This window comes from Enterococcus sp. 3C7_DIV0644 (genome assembly GCF_002141235.1).
Taxonomy (GTDB): domain Bacteria; phylum Bacillota; class Bacilli; order Lactobacillales; family Enterococcaceae; genus Enterococcus_D; species Enterococcus_D entomosocium.
On sequence record NZ_NGLK01000001.1, the window covers coordinates 2,195,763 to 2,210,657 of the forward strand.

The 14,895-nt window shown below is 46.2% G+C and carries 15 protein-coding genes; 8 read left to right on the forward strand and 7 right to left on the reverse strand.

Translation table 11 applies throughout. The annotated features are described in order from the left end of the window. Position 1: 1 nt before the first annotated feature. Complete coding sequence (gene ftsY / locus A5877_RS10440) at positions 2-1,294, forward strand: signal recognition particle-docking protein FtsY (RefSeq protein WP_086316792.1); 1,293 nt, start codon at positions 2-4, stop codon at positions 1,292-1,294. Between the two features lie 282 nt (positions 1,295-1,576). Here ftsY and A5877_RS10445 read toward each other — a convergent pair whose 3' ends face one another. Beyond that, a complete protein-coding gene (locus A5877_RS10445; RefSeq protein WP_005227140.1) occupies positions 1,577-1,945 on the reverse strand; it encodes a BlaI/MecI/CopY family transcriptional regulator in 369 nt (122 codons plus the stop codon). A gap of 244 nt (positions 1,946-2,189) precedes the next feature. Here A5877_RS10445 and gshAB point away from each other — a divergent pair, with 244 nt between their 5' ends. Further along, positions 2,190-4,454, forward strand: a complete 2,265-nt coding sequence (gene gshAB / locus A5877_RS10455; protein ID WP_086316794.1) for a bifunctional glutamate--cysteine ligase GshA/glutathione synthetase GshB — start codon at positions 2,190-2,192, stop codon at positions 4,452-4,454. Between the two features lie 70 nt (positions 4,455-4,524). Here gshAB and A5877_RS10460 read toward each other — a convergent pair whose 3' ends face one another. Both A5877_RS10460 and A5877_RS10465 read right to left on the reverse strand, forming a co-directional pair. Beyond that, positions 4,525-4,944, reverse strand: a complete 420-nt coding sequence (locus tag A5877_RS10460) for a hypothetical protein (protein WP_086316795.1) — start codon at positions 4,942-4,944, stop codon at positions 4,525-4,527. Between the two features lie 14 nt (positions 4,945-4,958). Beyond that, the gene (locus A5877_RS10465) at positions 4,959-5,411 is read right to left on the reverse strand and encodes a YueI family protein (protein WP_086316796.1); all 453 of its coding nucleotides are present in this window, start codon (positions 5,409-5,411) and stop codon (positions 4,959-4,961) included. Between the two features lie 107 nt (positions 5,412-5,518). Between A5877_RS10465 and A5877_RS10470 the strand changes: the two genes are divergently transcribed. The 6 genes from A5877_RS10470 to A5877_RS10495 all read left to right on the forward strand — a co-directional run bounded on the left by A5877_RS10470 (position 5,519) and on the right by A5877_RS10495 (position 9,026). Then, positions 5,519-6,088: a GNAT family N-acetyltransferase gene (locus A5877_RS10470; RefSeq protein ID WP_016619612.1), complete on the forward strand. Its 570-nt coding sequence runs from the start codon at positions 5,519-5,521 to the stop codon at positions 6,086-6,088. Positions 6,089-6,103: 15 nt separating this feature from the next. Beyond that, positions 6,104-6,481 carry an iron-sulfur cluster biosynthesis family protein gene (locus A5877_RS10475; RefSeq protein ID WP_086316797.1) on the forward strand — a complete coding sequence of 126 codons (378 nt, stop codon included), beginning with the start codon at positions 6,104-6,106 and terminating at the stop codon, positions 6,479-6,481. 1 nt (position 6,482) lies between these two features. Then, on the forward strand, positions 6,483-7,376 hold the full coding sequence (locus A5877_RS10480) for a metallophosphoesterase (protein WP_086316798.1): 894 nt from the start codon (positions 6,483-6,485) through the stop codon (positions 7,374-7,376). 85 nt (positions 7,377-7,461) lie between these two features. After that, positions 7,462-7,683, forward strand: coding sequence for a DUF2829 domain-containing protein (locus A5877_RS10485; protein WP_005227147.1), 222 nt, complete (start codon positions 7,462-7,464; stop codon positions 7,681-7,683). After that, positions 7,680-8,429: a 3-oxoacyl-ACP reductase gene (locus tag A5877_RS10490; RefSeq protein ID WP_086316799.1), complete on the forward strand. Its 750-nt coding sequence runs from the start codon at positions 7,680-7,682 to the stop codon at positions 8,427-8,429. The genes A5877_RS10485 and A5877_RS10490 overlap by 4 nt, the downstream gene beginning before the upstream one ends. Positions 8,430-8,459: 30 nt before the next feature. After that, a complete protein-coding gene (locus A5877_RS10495) occupies positions 8,460-9,026 on the forward strand; it encodes a nucleotidyltransferase family protein (RefSeq protein ID WP_086316800.1) in 567 nt (188 codons plus the stop codon). Between the two features lie 91 nt (positions 9,027-9,117). On the opposite strand, the gene A5877_RS10500 is transcribed toward A5877_RS10495, so the two are convergent. The 4 genes from A5877_RS10500 to acnA all read right to left on the reverse strand — a co-directional run bounded on the left by A5877_RS10500 (position 9,118) and on the right by acnA (position 14,661). Continuing rightward, positions 9,118-9,657 (reverse strand): biotin transporter BioY, encoded by a 540-nt coding sequence (locus A5877_RS10500; protein WP_061053646.1) that lies wholly within the window; start codon positions 9,655-9,657, stop codon positions 9,118-9,120. Positions 9,658-9,762: 105 nt separating this feature from the next. Then, positions 9,763-10,617, reverse strand: a complete 855-nt coding sequence (locus tag A5877_RS10505) for a helix-turn-helix domain-containing protein (RefSeq protein ID WP_086316801.1) — start codon at positions 10,615-10,617, stop codon at positions 9,763-9,765. Between the two features lie 104 nt (positions 10,618-10,721). Next, entirely contained in the window at positions 10,722-11,972 is a 1,251-nt protein-coding gene (gene icd, locus A5877_RS10510; protein WP_086316802.1) for an NADP-dependent isocitrate dehydrogenase, read from the reverse strand. Continuing rightward, positions 11,965-14,661: an aconitate hydratase AcnA gene (gene acnA / locus A5877_RS10515; protein WP_086316803.1), complete on the reverse strand. Its 2,697-nt coding sequence runs from the start codon at positions 14,659-14,661 to the stop codon at positions 11,965-11,967. The genes icd and acnA overlap by 8 nt, the downstream gene beginning before the upstream one ends. Between the last annotated feature and the right edge of the window lie 234 nt (positions 14,662-14,895).

Sequence of the window (14,895 nt, forward strand, 5' to 3'; positions counted from 1 at the left end):
GATGGGATTTTTTGACAAAATCAAAAAAGCGCTGATTGGAGAAACCAAAGAAGCAGAGCAAGAAATCGACAAACCGATAGTCGATGCTGACTCACCAGAGGCACAGCGTTCAGAAGAAAGACAGCCAGCACAAACTCCTGCTGAACATGAAGCTTCAGAACCAGTGGCACCTGCAGACGCCGCCGACTCCAGTGATTTGGAGGCAGAGCAAGAAACTGCGGAAACTTTTCCACAGCAAGAAGCAACGGTAGCGAATAAAGTAGAAGAAGCACCAAGTGTTCCAGTTGAAGTGGCTAAGGATACACCATCAGAGGAAGTACCAGCTTCTGAACCAATCCTTCAAGCAGCGCCAGAGACGGAAAGTGTGCAGGACAAATACACCAAAGGATTGACGAAATCACGGAAAACCTTTGGGCAACGGATGAACGAATTGTTTGCCAACTTCCGTACGGTGGACGAAGACTTCTTCGAAGAAGTGGAAGAAACGCTGATCGGCGCAGACGTTGGCTTTGATGCGGCGATGAAGATCGCGGATGCATTGAGACAAGAAGTCAAATTGCGTAATGTGAAGAAAACGGCAGATGTCCAAAATGTCATCATCGAAAAACTGGTTGACCTATATGGGGAAGCGGGTGTCGGTGAAGTCAACGAGTTGAACATGCAACCGGGGTTGACCGTCATTTTATTTGTTGGCGTGAACGGTGTTGGAAAAACCACCAGCATCGGGAAATTAGCCCATCAATTCAAAGCCGAAGGCAAGAAAGTCTTATTGGCTGCAGCGGATACTTTCCGTGCCGGTGCCATCGATCAATTAGTGGTCTGGGGTGAACGGGCTGGGGTTGAAGTCGTTCGTGGCAATGCAGGAGGCGATCCAGCAGCGGTTGTGTTTGATGCGATGGAGCGCGCAAAACGAGAAAATGCTGACGTTTTATTAGTAGATACAGCTGGCCGTTTGCAAAACAAAGTCAATTTGATGAACGAATTAGAAAAAATCAAACGGATCATTCAGCGAGTGGACCCAACGGCCCCTCATGAAGTCTTGCTCGTGTTGGATGCAACAACGGGGCAAAATGCCATGAATCAAGCAAAACAGTTTAAAGAGACGACGGATGTTTCTGGCCTCGTCTTAACCAAACTTGATGGCACAGCTAAAGGAGGGATCGTCTTGGCGATCCGTAACGAGCTGCGGCTGCCAGTCAAATTAGTGGGACTTGGAGAAGGCATCAACGATTTAGAACCATTTGATCCAAATGAATTTGTCGTCGGCTTATTCAAAGGCTTGATCAAAGAATAAAAAAAGAAGAGCCCTGTGTCAGGTCAAATACCTGCACATGGCTCTCCTTTATTGTTGCTTTTGTGAGATCAAAGGGAAGAGAAAACGGGTCGTCGTCTCTTTCCATGAGCTTGACTTGTGACGGAAAGCTGAGAACACTTGGCGTGGCAAATGTGGGTACAGCGATGCACGACTTTGCCAAAAATCAGGAAAAGCAGTTTGAACGATTCGTTTTCTTCTGCGCTGTCTAAAAACTTTGGGAAGTATCAGGCAGAATACAACGAGTTGAACGAGGGGGAAAGATTATTTCTTAAGTTCCCCTTGGCGCTCAGTGATCATTTTTTCCAAGTTGTTCAACGTATCGATATCTTTATTGGTTTCGATAAAGTTCGTAATCAAATTCAATAAAGATTGATCAGACAATTCTGCTGCTAAGAAGTCTTCTTGGGTCACATTCGGAGAATACAACCGAGTCAAAACAGTACCGCTGTAGCCGATATCTGCTACTTTCAATAAGTCGTGGTTTTTTAGTTTACGTACGACTGCTTGAATGGTATTCTTGCTTAGATCTTGCTGTTGGACAGCAATGTCATTTGCAGAAAGAGGTTTGTCTGAATTCCAAAAGATATTCATGATTTGACGTTCGCGTTTGGTAAGATTAAGTGGCTTCATTCACTATTCTTCCTTTCAAAAAGAGTAATATGGACATAATAATTTACTGTTCTATAAGCAGTATACTTTATTTTGAAGGTAAATATCAAATTTATTCAAGTATTTTATAAATTCTTGGTAATTTTAGTAAGAGATATTACAAGTGAAGAGCAAATTTCTGCATTTTTCACCATTTTTCACTATAATAGATGGAAAGAAGCAGAATTTAAGAAAAAAATAGTAGAAGAACATAGAGGGCAGTCGAATGAAAATAAAAACATTGTTATCACATAAAGAGCTTTTTCCCTATTTATTGAAAGGACGCTATGGGATTGAGCGTGAAGCGCAACGGGTGCGGCTCGATGGGACGTTCGCGGGAACCGATCATCCGAAAGCGCTGGGCAATCGGCGCTTCCATCCGTATATCCAAACAGATTTTGCGGAAAATCAACTGGAACTGATCACGCCGGTCGCGGATTCAGTGGATGAATTGTTCCGTTTCTTAGGGGCCATCCACGATGTGGCATATCGTTCAATGGCAGCAGAAGAAATGCTCTGGCCTTTGAGTATGCCACCGGCTTTACCAGAAAAAGAAGAAGACATCGTCATTGCTAAATTAGACCAATTTGAAGATGTGCTCTACCGCCGCTATTTGGCCAAAACTTATGGTCGCCGCAAGCAAATGGTCAGTGGGATACATTTCAATTTTGAATTTGCGGAAGACTTTTTGCAGCAACTGTATGCTTTATCTGAAACGAAGGAAAGCTATCAAGCCTTTAAAACGGCGCTTTATTTGAAAGTAACTCGCAATTATTTGCATTATCGCTGGTTTTTGACGTATTTCTTTGGGGCGACCCCTGCATCAGAAGCCAATTATTTTACGACAGAAAACGGACCGCAAGAACCAGTCCGCAGTATTCGCAATAGCCGTTATGGCTACACGAATCACGAAGACGTCAAGGTATCTTATGCTTCGTTAGAGACCTATCTTGCGGATATTGCCAACTTAGTGGAGACAGGAAAGCTTTCAGAAGAAAAAGAATTTTATGCGCCAGTGCGTTTACGTGGGGGAAAACGGGTCGCAGATCTAGCCTCAGCTGGTATCCGTTATATTGAGTTAAGAAATATCGATATCGATCCCTTTGCCCGCTATGGCATTTCCAAAGAGCAAGTCGCGTTCTTACATTTCTTCTTATTGTTTTTAAGTACAAAAGAAGAAGGCAGCGATGCCGATACGTGGATCGAAGAAGGCAATCAGAAAAATGATCAGGTCGCATTAGAACACCCACTTGCACGATTGACTTATCAGCAAGAAGCGCAAGCACTGATTGCTGAAATGATGGACTTTGCCCAAGCCCTTGAGCTGCCGCATCCGCCATTTTTGGATCAGCTTTCTGAGATGCTGGCTGAACCAGAAAGAACCTTCGCTGGACGTCTTTTCTCAGCGAGTCAAGCAACCAGCCAAGCGCAGACAGCAACATTGCTGGGACAAAAGTATCATCATGCTGCTTGGGAAAAACCGTATCAATTGGCTGGTTTTCGAGCAATGGAATTGTCGACCCAGATTCTCTTGTTCGATGCGATCCAAAAAGGTATCGAAGTGACGGTACTGGATGAAACGGATCAGTTCTTGAAATTAGCCGTGAAAGACCACATCGAATATATTAAAAATGCCAATATGACCAGTAAGGATCAGTACATCGTCCCATTGATCATGGCGAATAAAACGGTCACCAAAAAAATCTTAGCCGAAAATGGCTTTCATGTACCAGGTGGCGCTGAATTCGCTTCGGCAGAAGAAGCAATCGCGTTTTATCCGCAGATCGCCCACAACGGGTTTGTGGTAAAACCGAAAACCACCAACTATGGGATCGGTATCTCGATTTTCAAAGAAGGTGCCTCTTTAGAGGATTATCAAGCGGCGGTCGCCATTGCCTTTGCGGAAGATGATTCGATCCTCGTTGAGACCTTTTTATCAGGGACGGAATATCGGTTCTTCGTGATCGATGGGCGAGTCGATGCGATTTTATTACGTATCCCAGCCAATGTCGTGGGTGACGGCAAGCGCACGATCACGGAACTCGTCGCAGAGAAAAATCTCGATCCATTGCGCGGCACCCATCATCGGACTCCATTAGAGTTGATCCAATTAGGGGAACTGGAACAACTGATGTTAAAAGAGCAAGGGTATCAAGTGGATTCAGTGCCAGAAGAGGGGCAGATCGTTTATCTGCGAGAAAACTCGAATATCAGTACTGGCGGTGATTCTATCGATGTAACGGATGACTTCAACGATGACTACAAACAAGTAGCAGTCGATGCGGTCGCCGCATTACAAGCGTCTATCAGCGGAATCGATCTGATTATTCCAGATAAAACCAAGCCAGCCAATGAACCGGGGGCTTATGGAATCATTGAAGCCAATTTCAACCCAGCGATGCATATGCACGTTTATCCATACAGCGGGAAAGGCCGACGCTTAACTATGTCTGTTTTACGCCTGTTGTTCCCTGAAGTCTTCGAGAGCTGATGGAAGCATAGAGAGCAAAGAACTGCACACTTTGGAAGGTGATTCCCTTCGAAAGTGTGCAGTCTTTTTATTAGGCTTCAAAAGCAGCAATCTCAATCGTTTGTTTTGTTTCTTCCACCTTGAGACCCGTTCGGGCTTCCCACCATTGTTTCATTTCTTTTTCATACGTGGTAGGAAAACGTTGGATCAAGGTCAATAACGGTACGCCTTGAATCGAGGCATAGGGAAAGTTTAAAACCAGATTGTACTTCAGTTCTGACAGGAGGCTATAATATTGAAACATCATAAAGTTCATTTCATTCTTATCCTCCAGCAGGAGCACTTTCGGAGCGCGATCCAGCATAAAACCCAAGCTGCGCATCATGAACAATACGCCATCTAGATGGCTGGATTCGATCGTAGGGGCCGTTTTCAACAAATCGATATGCAGATCCAAAGCATCAAGCAGTTCTTTCTTTAATGAAAGGTAGGGCGGTGTTGATTGTTCCATGATAGTTCCTCCTTTTAATGGAAAAGTCGTTTCCAAAATGACATTTTCTCTGGTTGTTCCTGCTCTTTATCCGATGGAGCGGCAGCTGCAGGGAATTTTTTTTCGATATCGATGACGTCTTGATTGACGGCTTCTTTCCCGGCAATCAGCAAGCCAATACTGTCTGGACCGGCATCTTGGGCATCGGAGACGATCCGAAATTCCATCTGTTGTTTGGTCAGTAAAGTGATGTAATCGGTCTGGATCGATTCTGGCAATTTTCCGTTGAGCAGCACGAGTGCTCCTTGATAATCTGGTAAGGCGTTTAAGAGCGTTTTCTGGTTGTCCTTCTTCTTCATTTCTGTTACTGTCATACTAAGATAACACCGTTCACGAAACGTGCCTAAATACTTGCGCTGTTCATCTGGGTTGACGCGAGGCGTCCCATACATTCCTGTATCAAGGCGTTTTTCTAATTCGTCTGACATTGAAGTATCCTCCTCAAAGCGTTTACTTATGTTTATTATAGCATATCCAGTAAATAGCAAAAGAGGGGTGCGATCGTGAGAGAGTTTTGATAGAAAGTAGGGATCCTATGACAACAAAAGAACGACATTTGCTATTATTAGCAGAAAATCAGCGGTTGGAGACACCGAGGCTGCTCTTGCGCCCCGTTTCCTTGGCGGATGCAGCGGACATGTTTGCCTATGCAAATGATGAAGAAACGACAGCCTTCGTCTTTGCTAGACATGGGTCGGTTGACGAAACAAAACTGCGCATCGCCGAGTATTTTGTTGCTGCACCCTTAGGAAAATTTGCGATCGAAGAAAAAGACTCAGGCAAAATGATCGGGACCATCGATTTACGGGTGGAATCTGAAAAAGAGATCGCTGAGCTTGGTTATACATTAAGTCGCGATTACTGGGGGCAAGGGATCATGCCAGAAGCGGCAATGACACTGCTGCATTTTGGTTTTGAAACACTCGAATTGATTCGGATTTTTGCTCGACATGATGCCCGAAATCCCAAGTCTGGACGGGTCATGGAGAAAATTGGGATGAAATTGGAAGCAACGATCCCAGCTGCCCGCAAATCGGGTGAAGAAATCATCGATGAAGTCACGCGCGGCATCACCCTTGAGGAATGGAAAAAACGTATTATGTAAAGGAGGGCTCTCGTCATGGAACTGAACATTGAGCCAGCAGCAATTGAAAAAATAACCCCTTATGTGCAGCCAGACGATCGTCTCTATTTGGATTTTGAAGACGGCGTCGGTCCGTTTCCCGCAACGGAGATCACCTGCCGTTTGGACATCCATTTTCGCCTGATTATCGTGCCGCAAAGCTATCCAGAAGAAGGATTGGCGATCTACGACACCCCTTTAACGACACCATTAGGCACGATTTGGTTGAAGCAAGGGGCACAGGTGTATTTAGAAGAACAGACCCGGTTGCAGGTGGAACCGACCTATCAACGGTTGCAATTGATTGGAAATAGCGGGATCTTAGCTAACGATGTCCAATTGTTACGGATCGAAAAGCAGACGGCAGGCCACTGATATGGGCACGCTGGCGGTTATTAGCGACTTGCACGTCGATATCAACCAATTATTCGACCCCCATCTGAAGCTGATCGCTGATTATTTGCAGCAAAATCAGGTGACCCATCTGCATCTGGCAGGAGATGTGGCGAATAAAAAGCAACGGCTATTAGACGTGGTCGCATTTTTTCAAAGTCGACAGGTGCCAACGACCTTTCACTGGGGCAATCATGAAATGGTGGACTTGACGGAACAAGAGATCGAGGCTTTCGATGATCCCGCCTTTCTTAATTTTCAGACGTATCGCTTATCAGAAAAAACACTGCTGTTGGGAATCAATGGCTGGTATGACTACCAATATTCTGATCTGACCAGTGAATCTGAGATCTTGCGGCTGAAAAATTTGTTTTGGTATGACCGCATGATTCAGCGAAAGGGATCGGATAAGGAAATCAGTCAAGCCATCAATGAGCGTTTAGCGGAAACATTGGCCCGTTTGCCGCAAGACCAAGAAATTCTTCTTTCTACCCATTTTGTGCCCCAAGAAGCGTTTATTGTTCGTCAGACCGGCAAGTATGCCCGCTGGAACCACCTAAATGCGTTTTTAGGGTCGCCCGATTTTGGCGCAGTGATCGACCGCTACGCCAATGTTCGGGCAGTTGTCTTTGGGCATACCCATCGACGCTTTGAGAAAAAAGAACTTGCGGGAACCAGCTACTATTGCCGCCCCTTCGGCTACTATTATGAATGGCAGTTGACCCGCCGGTTCGTTATGGAAAATCACTTAGCAGAAGCATATTCGCCAACGAAAGTTCGGACGCTGCTGCGAAACCATCATGAGGCATTTGAGGACTATAAAACGACGCATCTTTTAGAAGAATTGGCGCAAGCGATCACACTACTGCCGTATTAGCGCAGCAACCGAGTCCTGCTTGTTTTCGTAATTGAATTTCCAAGCAATTTAAACCATTAGAAGAAAAACACAAAGGAGAAAAATTATGACATTTGAAGAAATCTTACCAGAATTAAAAGCCGGAAAAAAAATCATCCGTGAAGGTTGGGGCGGTTTTGAACTTTATGTGACATTCGTTGAAGGCGAAGTGTACGACAATGCCCCAGTCACCCCTTACTTTTTGATCAAAACAGCAGATGAGGGATTCTCGAGTTTCGCACCGACTGTTTGCGACATTCTTGCGGAAGATTGGAAAATCGTGGAATGACAGCATCGTGGATCGATGACAAAACGATTGTGTTTGTCACAGGAGCTGCTTCAGGCATCGGCAGAGCGCAAGCAGAGGCGTTTCTTGCAGAAGGCGCTCAAGTATTTGGGGTTGACTGCCAATCGTTTCCTGATACGCTTTTAGCCCAGCCCCGCTTTTTCGGCACGTGTTGCGATTTAGCGGTGGAAGAAAATTGTCTTGCAGCGGTCCAAGCTTGTGTTACACACTTTGGTGGCATGACGATCTTGTTGAATACAGCCGGGAAACTAGATGGCTATCATACGATCGCTGAGACGACATCAATGGAGTGGGAGGAGATATTTCAAACCAATGTCTCCAGCATGTTTTATTTAACGAAAGAAATTTTGCCGCTGATGCAAGCCAATGGTGGCGGAACGATCATTAATATGGCGTCGATCGCTGGAATGGTCGCAGGTGGAGGTGGGATCGCTTATACAACCGCAAAACACGCGATCGTCGGGTTTACCAAACAGTTGGCGTTGGATGTTGCAGATCAAGGGATCTCGGTGAAGGGCATCGCGCCAGGTGCGATTCAAACGCCGATGAATGCGGCTGATTTTGCCGGTGACGGAAAAATGGCGCAATGGGTGGCAGAGGAGACGCCGGTCAAGCGTTGGGCGCAACCAGAAGAAGTTGCAGCGCTGACCCTTTTTCTTGCCAACCCGCAAGCTAGTTACTTGCAGGGGGCGATCGTGCCCATCGACGGTGGTTGGACCTTGAAATAACTAGCCTGAGCCCATTAGAGGAGGACGCCAATGAAGGAACAAGCGATCCAGAACTTGTTTGCAAAAAATCGTGAATGTCGACAACTGCTTACGATCATTGAAGCGTTACAGCTGCCGGATTGCTGGCTGTGTGCCGGGTACCTGCGGAATTATTTATGGGGTTTTCTCAGCGGAAAAATAGCGGAGGTGCCGATAACCGATATTGATGTCGTGTTTTATGATCCGACTGTAAGCGTAGAAGAAACAGCAGCGATCGAAGCGCAACTGCGCCGTTCGTTTCCCGAATTTCCTTGGGAGGTTCGAAATCAAGCATTGATGCACCAGCACAACTTTGCCGAGGAACCCACTTATACAAGTACCTTCGATGCTTTAACGAAGTTTCCAGAGCGTTGTACAGCGGTGGCGGCACGAATGAAACAAGGCGAGATTGAATTGATGGCGCCTTTCGGTTGGCAGGATGTTTGCAGTTTTCGGGTGCGTCCAACACCGCATTTCGCCCAAAATGACCAGTACCTTGCGGTTTACCGACAACGCCAAGCGATGAAGCAGTGGCAGAAAGTTTGGCCGCAGTTGTTGATTGAAGAGATCGACAACTAAAAAAGAACACTCGCGTGATGTGGCGATTTCCAAAAGTTAGACGAAAAAGCTAACTGATGGGAATCGCTGCATATGACGCGAGTGTTTTTTATTAACGCAAAGCCAGTCGTTGCGCCAAGCGGTTTCTTAAAAAGATACCTAGATAAGCTGCGGCAACGGCTTTGATGATCCCGGGGATAATAAACAAAACAAAACCACCGTTAAAAGCAGCCGGCCATGCCATGCCAGTGCTCCATTTCAGCCATAATGTACCAAACAACAAAGTTGCCAGCGCACCGACAATATTGCCAATCACTGCTCCTGTGTAGCGAAACGCCGTTTTTTCTACGACCAATCCAGTAAGCAATCCGTTAAAGAGGAAGCCGACTAAATAGCCTCCGGTTGGTCCTAACAAAACACCGATACCGCTGGAAAAACCAGCGAAAACGGGCAAACCGATCAATCCTAACAGCAAGTAGATGATGATCGCCATCGTTCCTGTTCGCGTGCCGAGGAAAGTCACCGCCAGTCCAATCGCAAAGGTTTGTCCTGTCAATGGGATCAAACCGAACGGAATCGTCAATTGGGAAAGACCAGCAATAATGATCGCAAATAATGCGGCATGGATTTGTTCACGTAATGATAATTTCATCGAATCCTTCTCTCTAGTAATAATTTCGTTAACCTAAAAAAGATTTATTTGGTTAACGAAATTATAAGCGGTGGTTTACCAAAAGTAAAGAAGAATCTTGTTTTTTTAGTGTCCTTTTTTTAATAGGACAAGTAAGTTCTTTGAGGAGAGGAAAGGGGCGATTTCTTCCAATTCATCTGTTGAGAAGGGCAGTGCTTGAACGAGACGGCAGATCGTTGCTTCTGTCAGAAACGGCAGCAGTTCTTCGATTTCATCATAAGACAAGCGTTCTGATGCGGTAACGTTTGGCTGTTCCAGGGCCGTCAGCAGGAGTTCATCCAGATACGGTGCAGGTAAAAAGGGAAGCAGTTCTTCAATCTCAGAAAAGCGAAAGTCAGGGGTTTCAAGCCAGCCTTTGATTTCTCCCGCCAAAAAGTTGGGGGTTAAAAAGGGCGCCGCCTCTTCCCAAAAAGCCATGGAATAGTGGTTGCCTTTAAGGAGCTCTTCTATTTGGGGCTTTTTCAAAAACGGCAAGAGTTCTTCCATGACATCTTCTGGGATATTTTCGACGCCATTAAGCAAGTGCTGCAAGTCAGCACTATTCAAATGAGGTGCTAGTCTAGGCAATAAGTCTAGGTCTAAAGAAGATTCTTGAAACGGTTCTTCTTGAATCAGTGCCGATAGTTCTTGCGGTTTGATCAGCGGAGCTAGTTCGGCGATTTCTTTTGGCTGCGCGGTTCCTGCTTGATAATGTTGAACCGCAGCTGCTGGCTTCCCTAACAGCTCATCGATCGATAGGCCTAAAATCGCCGCTAGCTGCGGCAATTTTTCAATGTCCGGCAGTGAGTTGCCCCGCTCCCAATTACTGACCGCTTGATAGCTGACAAGTAATTGGTCTGCCAAGTTGCTTTGGGTCAGATTTTTTTCTTTGCGTTTGGTAGCGATCTGCTGACCAATTTTTCTCATGTTGAATTCACTCATAAATGAATTCCCCCTTTCATGCTCTAAGTATAGTTTCTCAAAAGGTGAAAACGCAATCAAGCTGTGATTGAGCAGGCAAATGCCGACTCAATCACAGCTTGAGTTTACGAATGGATCAGCTGAAGGAGGTGTTCACCAAACGCTTGTGTCGTTAAACAGACGGCTTCGGGCATCAACTGTGCGAAGTCGGCAGTGACGTGCTGACTTTGCAAGGCTTGTTCAATGGCTTGCGTCAGTATTGCAGCAGCTTCCGGCCAGTTCAAATGTTCTAATAGCATGCACGCCGATAGCAGAAGTGAACAGGGATTGGCTTTGCCAAGTCCTGCGATATCCGGTGCCGTTCCGTGGGTAGCTTCAAAGATGGCTGCCCCAGTATCGTAGTTGATATTGGCGCCGGGGGCGATCCCGATGCCGCCAACTTGTGCAGCGAGTGCATCAGAGATGTAGTCGCCGTTCAAATTACAAGTGGCAATGACATCGAATTTTTCTGGATACAAAAGGATCTGCTGTAAAAAGTTGTCGGCGATCACATCGTTAACAACGATCTTTCCAGCCGTTTTTGCCGAGGCAAGGGCGGCTTCGGCTGCCTTTGAACCATTTTCTGCTTTGATTTTGTTGTATTGATTCATTGTAAAACACTGGTCGGCGTACGTGGTTTCTGCAAGCTGATAGCCCCAGTTTTTAAATCCGCCTTCTGTAAATTTCATGATATTGCCTTTATGCACCAGTGTCACCGTGGGCCGCTTTTGAGTAATCGCATACTCAATGGCAGCAGCGATCAAGCGCTGACTGCCTTCTAAAGAGATCGGCTTGATGCCAATAGCGGAAGTTTTAGGAAAACGAATCGCCTTGACGGCAAAGTCTGCTTGCAGTGTCTGGATCAAACGCTGTGTTGCGTCGTCGTCTTTGGCAAATTCGATGCCAGCATAAACATCTTCAGTATTTTCTCGAAAGATCACCATATCGGTTTTTTCTGGCTGTTTTAAAGGCGAAGGGACCCCTGTAAAATAGCGAACAGGTCTGACACAGGCATAAAGATCCAGGGTCTGCCGTAAGGTGACATTCAAGGAGCGAAAGCCCTCGCCAATCGGGGTAGTCAACGGTCCTTTCAAGGCGTATTGTTGGGCTTTGATCGTATCGATGGTTGCTTGCGGCAGCCATTCCCCTGTCTGTTCAAAGGCGGCTTCTCCAGCGAAAACTTCCAGCCACTCGATGTGGCGCTGATTGTCATAAGCTTTATTCACAGCTGCATCAATCACAGGTTGCGCAGCCTGCCAAATCTCGGCACCGATGCCGTCTCCTGCAATGTAAGGAATGGTGATCGTCGTTGCTTCATGGGTTGTTTGGTTAGACATGGGCAGCTCCTCCTAATTCCGCTTTTTTTCGAATGACCATTGGCAAAATTCCTTGATGCTTCCAATAGCGAATATCTGCCGGGGCATCAAAGCGTAGACGGGTCATAAAGGAGACAGCCCCTCCGTCGGTCCGTTGAGCGGTGACTTCGACCAGCTGCTTGACCGCTGGCTCTTCTGGCAAAGCGATCGAGAATGTTTCGCTGCCATCTAAAGCAAAAGAGGTGGCACTTTCACCAGCCAGATATTCAAGAGGAATGATCCCCATCATGACCAAGTTGCTGCGATGGATCCGTTCGAAGCTTTCTGCTAAGACGACTTTAACGCCTAACAATTGTGTCCCTTTGGCGGCCCAGTCGCGAGAAGAACCCATGCCATAATCTTTACCAGCTAAAATGATACAGCTTTGGCCGGCTTTTTGGTAATTCGTAGCGGCGTCAAATATCGACAAGGTTTCCCCAGTTGGAAAATAATGCGTGACACTGCCAGTACTGCCAGGAACCAGTTGGTTTTGCAGACGGATGTTGCCGAAAGTCCCCCGCATCATAATCTGATGATTGCCGCGCCGCGAACCAAAGGAATTGAATTCACGATATGGAACTTCTTTTTCTTGTAAAAATTTTCCGGCTGCTGAATCCATACTGATGCTGCCGGCAGGAGAAATATGGTCAGTGGTGACGGAATCGCCCAATTTTGCCAAGACTTTCAGATCGGCTAAGACATCTGGTTTAGGCAATTCTTTGGTCAATGTTTCAAAGTAGGGTGGATGAGCAATGTAAGTAGATTGTTCCTCCCATTCATAACATGCGCTCGTGGTGGTTTCGATCGCATTCCAGCGTTCATTGGCATCAAAAAGATGCTCATAGGCAGCGCGAAATGCTTCTGGTCCGACGTATTCTTGAACGTAAGCATTGACTTCTTCATTGCTAGGCCAAATATCAGACAAATACACCGGCTCGTCATTGACGATAGCTAATGGTTTTTTTGTAAGATCTTTGCGAATGCTGCCAGCGATCGCATAGGCAACAACTAACGGCGGCGAAGCCAAATAGTTGGCTTTGATCTGTGGATGGATTCTTCCTTCAAAATTCCGATTGCCTGACAGAACCGACGCCACCAGTAGATTTTCCGCCTCAATTGCTTCAGCGACCGGCGCTTCTAAAGGACCGGAATTTCCGATACAGGTGGTACAACCGTAGCCCACTAAATAAAAGCCGAGTTGCTCTAAATACGGCAGCAAACCACTGTTTTGCAAATAGGTGGTCACGATCTGGGAGCCAGGTGCAAGGGAGGTTTTGACCGTACGAGGGACGGTCAAACCTTTTTCAATGGCTTTTTTGGCCAATAAGCCTGCAGAGAGCATGACGAAAGGATTGCTAGTATTCGTACAGCTAGTGATCGCCGCCAAAACGATATCGCCGGTCTCTAATTTGTCTGCTGCAGCATCTGGCCAAGTAACGCTGGCTTCTTTTTGCCATTCATCCTCCGAAAGTCCAAAGCCCTTGGGACCAACGGCTGCCGTGACTGATTGTTCAAAATCCTGACGGACTGCTGGAAGCAAAATTCGATCTTGCGGGCGTTTGGGGCCCGCTAATGCCGGCTGAACTTCTGCTAGATCAATGGTGATCGCCTTAGTATAGGTCGGCACGGTCGTTTCATCATAAAAGAAATGGTTGGCTTTGGCGTAAGCGGTAACGAGTTCGATCAGCTCGCTGGAGCGCCCGGTCGTTGCCAAGTAGTTCAAGGTCTCTTGATCGATCGGACAAAAACCGCAAGTGGCACCATATTCAGGGGCCATGTTCGCTAATGTCGCCCGATCGGCTAAGCTCAAATGACCATAGCCCGGGCCAAAGTATTCGACAAATTTTCCAACCACTTTTTCGATCCGCAGCACTTCGGTTACTTTTAGTGCTAAATCGGTAGCTGTGGTACCTGCAGGCATCTCGTTGATAAATTTCACCCCGATGACTTCAGGTGTAGGAAAGAAAGAAGGTTCGCCAAGAATCGCAGCTTCCGCTTCAATACCGCCAACCCCCCAACCGAGGACCCCCAAACCGTTGATCATCGTGGTGTGAGAATCGGTTCCTTGCAATGTATCAGGAAACAGCAGATGTTGGTCTTCGTGTGTTTTTTGCAAGATCACATCAGACAATGATTCGATGTTGACTTGATGAATGATCCCTGTTTCAGGCGGAACGACTTCGAAATTGTCGAAAGAACCTTGTGCCCATTTCAAGAATTGATAGCGTTCTGCGTTGCGTTCAAATTCCCGCTCCGTATTAAAAGCGATCGCCCCAGGCGTACCGGCTTGATCGACTTGCACAGAGTGGTCGACGACGAGTGTGACGGGGATCTCAGGATTGATGTCTTCTGCGGCACCGCCTAAAGCGACCATCGCATCCCGCATGGCAGCCAGATCAACGACTGCAGGCACCCCAGTAAAGTCTTGCAAGACGACCCGCTCTGGTTTGAATGGCACGACACCGGTAGGGCTTTCTGCCTGCCAATTCGCTAAAAATGGTAAATAATCCTCTGTAATTTCCTCGTCTTGATGACGAGCAACACTTTCCAATAAAACTCGAATGGAGTAGGGCAAGCGAGATAAATCAGCCCCTAAGTCTTGGGTGATTTTCGCTAAGTCAATATACGTGTATTGGGTGTCATTGACGGTGAGTTGAGTTTGCCACTTCATAAGAATCCTCCTTTTTACGAAGATAATCGTACTTATTAGGAATAATTATACGTTGATAATTTAAAAAATCAATTAAATTTATGAAAAATATTTCATTTTCTAAACATCGTGCTATAATGTGTGAAAGTTTGTTAAAAAGCAACGATTTTATAGGATGACTATTTTAACGATGTTTGTATACGGTTAAATAACATTGTAGTCGATAGTTTGTAGAAAGATTGGAGGTAACATCAC

Coding starts and splice junctions, on each gene's coding strand:
- A5877_RS10490 (WP_086316799.1), top strand. CDS start 7,680: ATGACAGCATCGTGGATCGATGACAAAACGATTGTGTTTGTCACAGGA.
- A5877_RS10500 (WP_061053646.1), bottom strand. CDS start 9,657: ATGAAATTATCATTACGTGAACAAATCCATGCCGCATTATTTGCGATC.
- icd (WP_086316802.1), bottom strand. CDS start 11,972: ATGTCTAACCAAACAACCCATGAAGCAACGACGATCACCATTCCTTAC.
- A5877_RS10465 (WP_086316796.1), bottom strand. CDS start 5,411: ATGTCAGACGAATTAGAAAAACGCCTTGATACAGGAATGTATGGGACG.
- A5877_RS10445 (WP_005227140.1), bottom strand. CDS start 1,945: ATGAAGCCACTTAATCTTACCAAACGCGAACGTCAAATCATGAATATC.
- A5877_RS10485 (WP_005227147.1), top strand. CDS start 7,462: ATGACATTTGAAGAAATCTTACCAGAATTAAAAGCCGGAAAAAAAATC.
- ftsY (WP_086316792.1), top strand. CDS start 2: ATGGGATTTTTTGACAAAATCAAAAAAGCGCTGATTGGAGAAACCAAA.
- A5877_RS10505 (WP_086316801.1), bottom strand. CDS start 10,617: ATGAGTGAATTCAACATGAGAAAAATTGGTCAGCAGATCGCTACCAAA.
- A5877_RS10475 (WP_086316797.1), top strand. CDS start 6,104: ATGGAACTGAACATTGAGCCAGCAGCAATTGAAAAAATAACCCCTTAT.
- A5877_RS10480 (WP_086316798.1), top strand. CDS start 6,483: ATGGGCACGCTGGCGGTTATTAGCGACTTGCACGTCGATATCAACCAA.
- A5877_RS10495 (WP_086316800.1), top strand. CDS start 8,460: ATGAAGGAACAAGCGATCCAGAACTTGTTTGCAAAAAATCGTGAATGT.
- gshAB (WP_086316794.1), top strand. CDS start 2,190: ATGAAAATAAAAACATTGTTATCACATAAAGAGCTTTTTCCCTATTTA.
- A5877_RS10470 (WP_016619612.1), top strand. CDS start 5,519: ATGACAACAAAAGAACGACATTTGCTATTATTAGCAGAAAATCAGCGG.
- acnA (WP_086316803.1), bottom strand. CDS start 14,661: ATGAAGTGGCAAACTCAACTCACCGTCAATGACACCCAATACACGTAT.
- A5877_RS10460 (WP_086316795.1), bottom strand. CDS start 4,944: ATGGAACAATCAACACCGCCCTACCTTTCATTAAAGAAAGAACTGCTT.